Origin of the sequence: Vibrio nigripulchritudo ATCC 27043, assembly GCF_000222685.1 — a bacterium.
Lineage (GTDB): Bacteria > Pseudomonadota > Gammaproteobacteria > Enterobacterales > Vibrionaceae > Vibrio > Vibrio nigripulchritudo.
This window is the reverse complement of the sequence record NZ_AFWJ01000263.1, coordinates 26,225-37,497: the sequence shown is the minus strand read 5'-3', so window position 1 is coordinate 37,497 and position 11,273 is coordinate 26,225. Positions and strand designations below refer to the sequence as shown.

Genomic DNA, 11,273 nt, shown 5'->3' with positions numbered 1-11,273 from the left:
TAACGAGGCGCTCTTGTATGAGCTTCCGGGCAACAAGTGGGCTCCTTCTACTATCTACAAGTGGAAAGACTTCTTAAAAGCACTGAACTCCATGCACAACGTTGGCGTTGCGGGTAACCAGTTCTGGCTGATTGACCCTAACGCAGATGTTGAGACCAACAAGAAGTACGCCAAAGTCGCTATTGCCGCGTTCTTGTCTCAAAGCATGCAGGAAACTATCCGTTACAACGCTTGTGACGAAAACAACTGGGCAGAGATTAAGTACGGTGCGCCAGCAAACCACCCGAACAGTGCGTCTTGTGGCCAGCTAGACCAGAAATACGCCGATTACGGCTACAACCCTGTGACGGGCAAAGACCACCCTTACTCTTGTCCACGTAACAGCAAATTGGAGCTTTCTGCAAATACGCACGCTTCATGGTATGGCGCGCCAGCTCCTATCTTCGTAGCGCCGGATGCGGTTCTTAAAGAAGAAGGCAAAATGGTCGCGGGTGCAGCAGGTCGCTGGGACATCAATGGCGAACACTGTATGACGAGCCCTCAAACCATCGACGAGAACAAGCAAGTTTGGGAACGCTCTAAGTGTGAAATCTACGCTGGTCAGAAAGCGGGCGCATTCTTGTGGGATGGCAGCAGCAAGCAGTCCATCGAAGGTTGTGGCTGGTGGGGTCGTGGTGTAATCCAGACTACAGGTCGCCAGAACTTCGGTACGCTGAACCACTTTATTGGTCGTAGCCACGTTGATCCTGAAACCGTTGGTCAAACTATCGAAGGGACTCTGGTTGAAGCAGCTCCGGCTAACCCGCTATACGCTGACCTAGACCTATGTTCTAACCCTCAGTTGATTTGTTCTACGGAAGAGAACACAGAGATCAAGTGGATTGCAGGTCTGTTCTTCTGGATGACGTCTGTACAGAACTACAGCGATGTAGGTGGCCCATACGCAGCCTGGAACTATCATGATGAGCTAAAAGCTTACGTTGATGGTGGCATGGTAGGTACTAAGTTTGTTGATGCGGTATCCGGTATTGTTAACCGTGGTTGCCCAGACGACGTTTGTCCGGTAAGTGGTAAGGTTCACGCGATTGCTGAACGTCGTGCAAACTTCAAACTGGTACTTCAGAAGCTTGGTCTGAACCCACAATAACGAGTAGGTCTAACTAGCTTAATTTCCTTGAATGGAACAGAAAGGAGCTCTCATTGAGAGCTCCTTTTATTTGAGCTGGATAACCCTAGCTGCATTTTCCAAACTTGATGTTCATGTTGTCTGTTTTTTTATCGTAAACAACGTCGCCTTTTTTGCTCAGCGCTTTTAGTGCTCCTGAACCCTCCCAGCCACCGATATTAGAAGCTTTGAGTAAACTTCTGAAATCTTGCTTGCTTAGCGAACATTTGCCCGATTCTTCGAGTGTACTCTTAAGGCTTTCTGTTGGAACTGGTACTGCTTTTTCGCCTCCACAAGCAGCTGTTTTGGCGATCACTTCGCCACCTCTGTCTTTGTATTCAAGCGTACCCTGTTCAATGAGGTAATCCTTCATTAAATGAAGAGTGGGGTGAACCCTTACTCCTAAACTCTGAGAGATAGCTTGCGATGTTTCTAAATCCGTAAGGTCGGCAGAACAGTTATTTTGTTCAATTTTTTGAACGAAATCGGCAACGAGATTATCGATGGTATTGGCGGAAACAGAGGTAGATCCGAACGCCACGGTCAACGCAAGCGCAGTAGGAAGATTAAATTTCATTATATTGTCTCATTAGGCTTTTGGATGAAAAGCCTAATGATGATTGGTTGCTCGAATGAATCTTTTATGTGTTTGTAAATTCTTGGTAAATAATCAAAATTGAGATGGCTACCCTCAAGTTCCAGCAACAAAAAGAGGTTTGTTCAAATTAGTCTGCCGGACCAATTTGAGAAGCTAAGTAACCCTTTAGGCTGGAAGCGGCAGCAATCACAAACAAGCCAGCCAGAGTGAACTCGACATAAACTGCCGTCATGATTCCCTCATTTACAATACCCCGATCCAGTTCATGTAAGCCTAAAAATCCTAATGCCACCAATACAGTTGTGATCATTAAACAAAACTGAACTCTTAAATGCGGTTTGATTATTTGAAACCCTAGAATATTGAAAAACGCCATTCCTAACATCAGCATGGCGGCGCGCTTACCCATAAACAATGCATCTGCATTACCAGGTAAGCCTACGTCAGATAAGAACGTAGATGAAGAGAAAAAGAGTAGATTAAACAAGTAAATAAATAACAATGCCGATATTGCAGTTAAAATCTTATAAAGCATAAATGCACCTCTATCTTTTGTTAAATCCAGTTCTGGAGTCAGTTATTATTTAAATAATGCTCAATAATTTAATGAAAACACTATCAACAAATTAGATCAATATTAATTTTATACTTATAGTGTTTTCTGTTTTCTGTTTTCTGTTTTCTGTTTTCTGTTTTCTGTGAGAGATAAGGTCAAACCACATTAAGATGGGTAACACTGCAATAGATTCTAGACATAAGTAGATAGCAGCGATTGATAAGAAAAGTATGAAGAAGTGCTGAAAGGGGAGCTTTGACTCTTTTGGTGAGGATTAGATGTTCAGATTGCCATCTTAATCGACGACAATCCGAACTGTGCTTTAGAGTTAATTAAGGTCAGCTTGCTCGGTCTGACTGGTATCCGGAGAGTTGAATTTTGTCTGATTGGTCAATACAAGCAAAAACAGCACAACCATCAGCGATGCGGCGAACCAATATGGGAAGCTTTGATTGCTCTGGTACAACACGGTGGCAATAATCGGCACCAAAATAGAAGAAAGCCCTTGGACTGCCGAGATTGTACCTGCAGCTGCACCGTGCTCATCCTTTCCTACCGAATTGGCAGTGATTGCTTGTATTGTCGGAAATAATAGACCCAGCCCAAAAGCCATGAATACGTAACCCGCAATAAGAGCTAAGGCCGAGTGTGCGACGGAAACGATACACAAACCAGCAACAGCAGCTATAGGACCAATTAAACAACTCTTGAGCAATAAATTGCCTTGGCTTTTAGCTAACATGCCCTGCGTGATTACCAATGTAATCCCTGTGATTGTCAGAACAATTCCCGAGAGTTGCGCTGTCTCTTCTGCTGTGTCTCGGATACGATCCAACACAAGAAAACCTATGATGATTTGAGCGGTGATAACAGCAAACATACTGATAAACATTGCGATTGCAGGAAAACGAAGCCGAGGATCGAAAAAGCTAATTGTGTTTTCTGGCGGCACAATGTTTATTTGTGTTTCAGGTAGGCGGATTTTAATGAAAATCCATGCTATGACGGGGAATATTGATAATACGTAGAGTGGCAGCGTTAGCGAGTACTGAGATAGCCACCCTCCCAGAGCGGGACCAGCAACTAAGCCAATAGCGCTAGCCGCCCCAATACTAGCCATCGCGCTTTGTCGCTCCTTTGCTGTGGTGATGTCTGCTACAAACGCAGTGCTGACAGGTGCAATAGCTGCCAAAAACAATCCAACCAGAGCACGGGCAACGATCATACCAACCAGTATGACGAGTGTATTGAAAGTTGCTTGTAAAGATAAGTCTAGCCATATCGTCATAAGTATAAAGGAGATGGCGTAACCTAAAGTAGCGATCAGCAATACAGGTTTTCGACCTTTTCGGTCACTGGTCGTACCCCATTTCTTAGCACTGAGCAACCACGTAATGCCCGACATGGCTACCACCAGCCCTCCGTGCCATTCCAATAGTCCCACTTCACGAATAATAGGACCGATCACTGGAATGATCGACATCATTGCAGTCATGCAAACCGCATTTAGTATAAATAACTGCTTGAGAGGGCTCATAATATTGATTTCCTTATCAAAATGACAAAAACATCTTGTTGAATATACAAGCTATAAATTTCTATTAAAAGGAATTAATGAAAAAGATTCTCATTATCAATTTTGAGATGCATAAAGGATTCGTTGACAACCTAACGTGAACAATATCCATATAGCATTCTGCTGAAATGACCTTAGTTAGACGGGTTGATAGCTCGTAGTGACTACCCAGTTACTAGGGCGCTATCTTTCAATCAAGGCTATGACGCAGTCTTTCTTCGGATAAGCTCGATGAACCTTTTCAGGATTGAGCTCTATACTAAGTTTCCGAGTGATATAAATTCGAATGGTGTCCGGTTTGGTGGGAAGTGGCTTGTAACTAGATTTTTATTCGTAAGCATTATTTGATTGGCGTTGAACTATTACTCAATATTAATTAAATGGGATTCTTATGATGTATTTTAATCCATTGTCAGATTTTACCTGAATACTGCCCTCCAACGCCCATATAACGGTCATATAAATAATTGTCGCACTAAACCCTAAATGTTTATCAATTCTTTTGGTCGTGAAGAAGGGATCAAAAATCTTTTCCAAGTTATTAAACTCCATTCCTACACCATTGTCTTGGTAAATTATGTTAATTTCTTTACCAATATTTTTAAATTCAATATCGATAGCTCTACTTTTTATTCCTTCAAATGCGTGATCTATGGAGTTTTCAATTAATTTATCAAATAATTTGAAGATGAGTTTTTTCTTCGTCGGAACAGTAATGTCGTCGCAAGATAAATTCACCGTTACATCGTTCTTTTCAAGGAGTTTTTCATTTGACTCGACAACACTATTCATGAGTTCACAAAGATCGACTTCTTCTGTATCCGATATATCATGCACGGGTAATGTTTTAAATGCTGTAACCAGTTGATTTAATTTACTTAGATTTGTTGTAACTAGCTGTGATATGTCTTTATCTTGGTTAATCCAATCACTAATATCGTCTCGTTTGATAGTATTTGATTCTAGCTTTACATTCATTTTTTCTGCGTGATCCAGCAAATGGCTACTCGCTGTTACGCACACACCTATCGGCGTGTTCATTTCGTGCGCTACCCCCATGATAATATTGATCATAGATGATAATAACTGCGCACGATATTTCTCTTTCTGCGCTTGTATCATTGACAACACACTCTTAACGCGAACGAGCACTTCCCGAGACCGGAATGGCTTAGTTATATAATCATGTCCACCAGCAGCAAATGCTTCTTCTATAGAATTAGTATCTGAATTTGCGCTAATGAATATAATAGGGATTTCACTTAATTCTGGGTCTGATTTTATTTTTGTGCATGCTTCAATACCACTAATTCCTGGCATGTTAATATCCATTAAAATGAGATCAGGAAGAAACTTAGCTGCACTCTTTATAGCCATTTCACCGCTTATCGCGACTCTTATGTTGTAGCCTTCACCCACTAATATGGACTCTAAGAGTTTTAAATTAGCAGGCGTATCATCTACTATCATAATTTCGTTCATTCGAACTACCCCCAGTCCGCGATAATTAACTTATTGGATTTTCGATGGAATTTAATCTATCCAAAATCTTCGCTAGTTCAAAACTCTCCAACATCTCTATTAACCATTTTGACTCATTGGTTAAATCAGATGGTAAATCTACGCACAATTTGATTGCATTCTCGGTATCCCCTATTTCAACAAACTCGACGAGCGCGATGCGCTGATCGTCTGGCAGTAATCTCAAGTTGACATCTTGATACTCTATATTGTCGCCAGATCTGTCCTTATTAGAGCTTGATTCGACAATGGAATGTTCTAGATGCTTGAGCAAACAGCTAATCAACGTTTGTTTTGCCAAGGGTTTAGTTAAGAGGTCATTACAGACTTTGAGTAGGTCTTTTTGTTCTTCAACCATCGCAGAGGCTGTCACCATAACCAACGGCATACAGTTGGAACCCATGTCCTCTCTGAGTTTAATGCATAACTCTTGGCCATCAACAACAGGCATTTTGAGATCAGTTAAGATCAAATCTGGACTGAAATCATGAACTTTATCTAAAGCATCCTGCCCATGTTTTGCTTCTAGAATGTCAAACTTCCAGTCAGATAAATAACTCGAAATCAGATTTCTATTGTGTGGAATGTCATCAACAATCATGATCTTGGCGGGTTCGAAGAGTATTTCTTCAAAATCGATAGTTGAGCTCTCAGTGGCGAACTCGGTTAATTCTGCGCTGCATTTTTCGACATCAGGTATCATTATGCTAAAACATGAACCCTTATTTTCTCCCTCACTGGAAACATTGATTGTACCGCCCATCAAATGGACAATTTCCAGGGTAATGGCCAGCCCAAGTCCCGTTCCTCCATATTCTGAACTTTTTTGCCCAGATATTTGCTCAAAAGCGTGAAAAATACGTTCCTGCTGGGATTTTGGAATGCCTTTCCCAGTATCGACAATGTCGATATAGATATTAACTTTGGCTTCATTGCTTGAAGCTGAAGTTCTGACCTTAATCGTGACACTGCCATCACGGGTAAACTTGACCGCATTACTACACAGGTTAATCAAAACTTGTTTTAGCTTTAACGTGTCCAGCAACACGCATTCTTCTATGTCATCACTGAGTTGTATTTCAAACAGGATATCGCGCTCACTGGCTTGCTGGTAAAAGAAGCTGTGCAGTTCGTTTAACAGGCGTTTGAGTGAAGTAGGGTTGTACTCAAGTTCCATTTTTCCCGACTCAATTTTAGCGAGATCGAGGACAGAGTTGATTAAAGCAAGCAAGGTATTACCGGCAGTGTTAATGGCTGTTAGGTAACTAATGCTTTTGCTGTCGTGCATTTGGTTTTTTAGCATTTCAGAAAAACCCAGCACGGCATTTAGTGGTGTTCGTAATTCATGCGACATGTTAGATAAAAACTGGCTCTTTGCTTGATTGGCGCGTTCCGCTTCATCTTTCGACATCTCTGCCTTTTTTCGAGCCTCTTCTGACTGCATCTGCGCTACTGACAGTTCCGCTGTACGCTCCTTAACACGTTTTTCAAGGTCCTGATTTAATCTTTGAATGTCACCAAGCATTGTCACTCTTAGAATTGCCGTGATCCCCATTCTGAAAAGAGTCGAGATAAATTCATTACCTATATGTTGTCGTTGAATGGTTCCTTCTTTGCCTGTGGCATCGAAGATGGCAATGACGCTGTCTTCATGAACCATAGGCATGCAGCATCTCAGCTCATCTCCATCCTGAGCAAACTCTACTTGTTTATGCTTGATTGCATCCGACATTAGCGTGTCGATGCTTTTGATTTCACCAAAATCTTTGCAGAACTGCTTATTTTCTTCGTCCCAAATGAATATTTTGCAAGAATCCAAGTGCAAATAATCTACGAGTACCTTTTGAATAATGGAAAGTATGTAAAGCTTTGATTGTTCTCGATTATCCGAGGAAATAAACTCTGAGAGCTCTTCTCCTGTTGTGTTTAAGGTATTTAAGTTAGATATCTTTTTGCGAATAGAATCCCGCATAATCTCAAAACTATTGGCGAGACTTCCTATTTCATCTTCTCTCTCTGTCTCAATGTCATAAGATAAATTCCCTTTGGCTAATTCATCAGAAGATGTTTTTAGCTTTTGTAAGGGGTTAATAATGACAATCATAAGAATCATATAAATAGCGAGATACAGCACTGTAAAAAGAACAATACTTTCGATAACGGTGGTGATGATTAAGTCTGTTAATTTATCTCTTAAAAATTTCTTCGTTACATAGACTTTTGCTACACCCATTATTTCATCATCGGCTGAATCGTCTGACCCCACCGAATTAAATAATATCGTTACTTCTTTATGATAAAGATCTTCGCTAGTATTTTGAAAATCTTCACTAATGTTGACTAGATTCCAGTCTTCATTTCGGGTTTGACCATGGGTGACATACGTGTTGGTTGCGTCTTTGATAAGGATTGAATGAACCTCTTTGTCATTCATTTCTGTTGTGATGATCTGATATACTTGGTCACCATAAAAATTGTAGAGCAATTTCCCTAACCCGAGCGATAATCGAGTTAGGGTGGCTTCCATTTTTTCTTCAACTTGTCTTTCCAGTTCTTTTTCAGACTGGTAATAATTAAACACGCCCAATATAGAACTTATAATAATGAAAACTATAAGAAGGGGGACTCCAAACTTGCTACGAATACTATTGAATAAATTGGAATTTTTCATATTTTGAATTCTTCGTAGTTAGTACAACGTATACCCCAGTAGTTTGTTATGTAGGCGTTGCCATAAGTGTAGTGCCAGTTAAAAGCCCCTCACATCAGTCAGCGTGTATACATTTTTTCCCTTTTCTAGGTTGGCTATTGCCTGGGTCGCTCCTTGGTTAAGAATGTCTACCGAAGACCAGATTGCGCCCTTAAAATCGGGGTTTTGCTTTAAGAATTCTTCTACCGCTGCTTGTGCTTCTTGTACAGATTGGTCCGAAATAGCGATCTGAGCTCTGCCTTTAACATCAAGGTTGTCGTACGTTTTTAATACCGCATCCATAATCCTTGCTCTTCTTCGGGAAGCTACATTATCGTCCGCCGTAATAACCAATAAATCCGTTTTGTTATTTTTTGTCATTTTGTCAAACAGAAGTGGAGTGATTAACGCAGACAACGTGTAATCGTTTATGGTCAATCCGTCATTCACCTCCAACCCCCAGTGCCCATCAAGCGTAGGCCAGGAAGAAGAGTCGCTATATTGTTGAGAAAACTCTCCTGATTCGCTCCAGGGGAATTTACCAACAGGTGGGAGGTTATCTTGAGTGACCAGAATTGTAGGGACGTACAGGTTATATGGCACAACATCACCGCAATACACTTTCTCAGTTTCGGTGTCTTTGTTGAAAATGTCGTTCATGCAGTCCGCCACCTGTCTGCCCATCATCTCAAAGTTCTGAGACTCTGTTGCCAGAAAAGGTGGTCTCTGTCTGATCATGTCAAACGTCCATTTGTTTCCGTCAATACCTGTGGTGTATACGCTATTCCCTTTTCTTGCTTTCAAAATAGCTTGTGTAGCGCCAGCGGCAGGCTCGTCCCATGCAGCCCATACCGATCCGTCGAAGTCAGGGTTATTGCTTAAGTAGTCTGACACGAAGTTTCTCGAATCCTGCACTTGTCCGGGGATGCTGGTGTGATGCATTTTGACTAATTCTATTTCTGGGTATTCAGCCAGAATGGCTTCCATTATGTCCGTTCTTTTTCGAATACCATGGTGATCTAACCAGGTAATGCCTAACAGTTCTTTCTTGTTATCAACAAGCATTTTGTCAAATAAATATTTTGTTACTCTCGCGGACAAAAAGTAGTTATTTGAAGTGATATTTGTGACAACGTCTTTGTGGAATCCAGCATCACCATTTATCACTGGAATACCTGCCTTTTTGGCTTTTAAGAGTGCAGACTCGATTAAGTTTGGATCCAACATGTCGTTGAAAATGGCATCAACATCTCGTTCTATGAATTCATCAAAATATTGGTCTGCCTTACTATAATCGCCAAAAATTTCGGCTTTGATGACATTCCAGCCATATTCTTTGGCTCGTAATGAAAACGAATTACCAAATCTAAGCATCGTATTTGATTGAAAATCAACAGTAATGATGGCAACAGTCTTTTGCTTTTCGGCTGCCATCGAAAACAGAGGATTTAATAAAAGGACTGTGAAGATTATCGTTAATAGCTTAGCTTTAGAAATCCACATTTATATACCCGCTTTCATATTTTCGTTTAAGGAAATAGCCTTAAAAATCTTTGCATTCTTACCTAAACTGAACGCAATAATTATTTGTGAAATCCGCTATTTTTCTAGGTTATGTTGTCTAAACAGCGATGAGGAAAACACATTTAAAAAGATAGTTTAGGTTGATTTAAAACGCCAACCATAGGAACAATAGTGGAAGAAGTATTATATCGGTTGCCGCGTTTTTTTATGTCTGTTCACACACTTATCACGACTTACATGGAACCGAAAAAGTTAGGGAGATTGAGCTTTTACAAAAAGAGGGCTTGGGTATAAATCCTTATTGCAGGATCAGGCGTTGGTATGGCAAATCGGGTGCCACAGTATTTTAATGAACTCTCATCAGCTAAATAGCTAAATGGGAAGCAGTTATTACCCAGTCACCTGTACACTGTTTGTCGGTCCTGTTATGCCTGCGCCGCCGGTACTCCCGATATTGTTATCTATGGTTGTACCTAAGATCTGCACATGCTCGGCATACCGACCCAAGTAAAACCCGTATCGCTGCCAATGACCTCGATGGCTTTCATTTTTATCGTAAGCACTGCATGCGATTAGCTGAATGTGTTCGCCCCAAGGGATATGGAACCCATCAAAGTCAGCCGATGGATCATCCGATTGCCAACTATTGGAATCGGCATGGCAACTTGTCAGAGAGTTTGGACCAGCTTCGATATAAAATCCATGTCCACTATTATCTTGAGCCTCGCAAACACCGTACATTCCGCGCGCACTGCGGATATTCCATCCGTTTAACCCCGAGTACCAAGCTTTGCAATTAGTGAAATGATTGTTTGCATGGTCCACATAGAAGCCATGACCCGCGCTGCTTCCGGCATCGCATTGATGGTACATACCGTCGGGTGATGCTATGAAAAATCCATGAGCTTTGTTTCCCTCGGCAGCCCCTTCATCTCCGACATTGTAAACACGTATATTGGACGCTTTTGTGGCGCGCATATAACTTCCCGCCACATGAAAACCATGTTGATTTGTTTCGTATATATAAATGTCTTCGAAGTGATGGATTGCGTCAGAACCCTCATCAAAGTCACCTTTTGAGTTAATGTGGTAGTAAATGCCCTGAACGTTTGCCCCATTGTAGCGATTGCCGTTAATGCTTAAGAATCCTACTCGTGACTTATGTATACGAGAGTTCAATGGTTCAATCACTGCGCCATGCTCACCATTCTGGGAGGTCCATGTGCCCACTGCCTTAAGAATCGTTGCCCGACCGCTACCGAGTAAAGTCGTGCGGTGGTGCATCTTGATAGCCCCCTTGCAAACGTAGGTTCCGGGTGTCAGATGAACCACTCCGCCTTTACTTCCTAAATCCGCCAAAGCTTGATTGATAACATTCTGATCGTTTCTTCCATTGCAAACATAATGCGCAGCACCTTTATCTCGGGCGCTGGCATTTTTTGCCGCAACAATCAGACCGAAAAAGTGGTCGGAATCTAAATTCGTTTTTTGCGTAGCACGGCTTTCTTGTGGCGTATGCTCGTTGGCATTGGTTAGCTGACTGATAAAAGTAGTGCTGCCAACGCCTGCCAGCCCTATACGTTCAAGAAATTTTCTTCTGTTCATTAGCTTTCCCTATTGGCGTACTGATAAATCAAAAACATT

The 11,273-nt window shown here is 41.5% G+C and carries 7 protein-coding genes and 1 pseudogene; 1 reads left to right on the top strand and 7 read right to left on the bottom strand.

Going from position 1 to position 11,273, the window contains the following annotated elements; genetic code table 11:
- Positions 1-1,147: pseudogene (locus RH89_RS17700) on the top strand (cellulose-binding domain-containing protein); the annotation flags it as partial.
- An 85-nt stretch (positions 1,148-1,232) separates the two neighbouring features.
- Here RH89_RS17700 and RH89_RS17695 read toward each other — a convergent pair.
- The 7 genes from RH89_RS17695 to RH89_RS17665 all read right to left on the bottom strand — a co-directional run bounded on the left by RH89_RS17695 (position 1,233) and on the right by RH89_RS17665 (position 11,234).
- A complete protein-coding gene (locus RH89_RS17695) occupies positions 1,233-1,742 on the bottom strand; it encodes a hypothetical protein (protein WP_004405018.1) in 510 nt (169 codons plus the stop codon).
- A 148-nt stretch (positions 1,743-1,890) separates the two neighbouring features.
- Positions 1,891-2,298 carry a hypothetical protein gene (locus tag RH89_RS17690; RefSeq protein WP_004405017.1) on the bottom strand — a complete coding sequence of 136 codons (408 nt, stop codon included), beginning with the start codon at positions 2,296-2,298 and terminating at the stop codon, positions 1,891-1,893.
- 349 nt (positions 2,299-2,647) lie between these two features.
- Positions 2,648-3,856, bottom strand: a complete 1,209-nt coding sequence (locus RH89_RS17685) for an MFS transporter (protein ID WP_004405016.1) — start codon at positions 3,854-3,856, stop codon at positions 2,648-2,650.
- A 411-nt stretch (positions 3,857-4,267) separates the two neighbouring features.
- Complete coding sequence (locus RH89_RS17680; RefSeq protein ID WP_004405014.1) at positions 4,268-5,377, bottom strand: hybrid sensor histidine kinase/response regulator; 1,110 nt, start codon at positions 5,375-5,377, stop codon at positions 4,268-4,270.
- Between the two features lie 25 nt (positions 5,378-5,402).
- On the bottom strand, positions 5,403-8,087 hold the full coding sequence (locus RH89_RS28810) for an ATP-binding protein (protein WP_004405013.1): 2,685 nt from the start codon (positions 8,085-8,087) through the stop codon (positions 5,403-5,405).
- A gap of 78 nt (positions 8,088-8,165) precedes the next feature.
- Positions 8,166-9,608 carry a substrate-binding domain-containing protein gene (locus RH89_RS17670; RefSeq protein WP_004405012.1) on the bottom strand — a complete coding sequence of 481 codons (1,443 nt, stop codon included), beginning with the start codon at positions 9,606-9,608 and terminating at the stop codon, positions 8,166-8,168.
- 411 nt (positions 9,609-10,019) lie between these two features.
- Positions 10,020-11,234, bottom strand: a complete 1,215-nt coding sequence (locus RH89_RS17665) for a glycosyl hydrolase family 28-related protein (RefSeq protein WP_004405011.1) — start codon at positions 11,232-11,234, stop codon at positions 10,020-10,022.
- Positions 11,235-11,273: the final 39 nt, after the last annotated feature.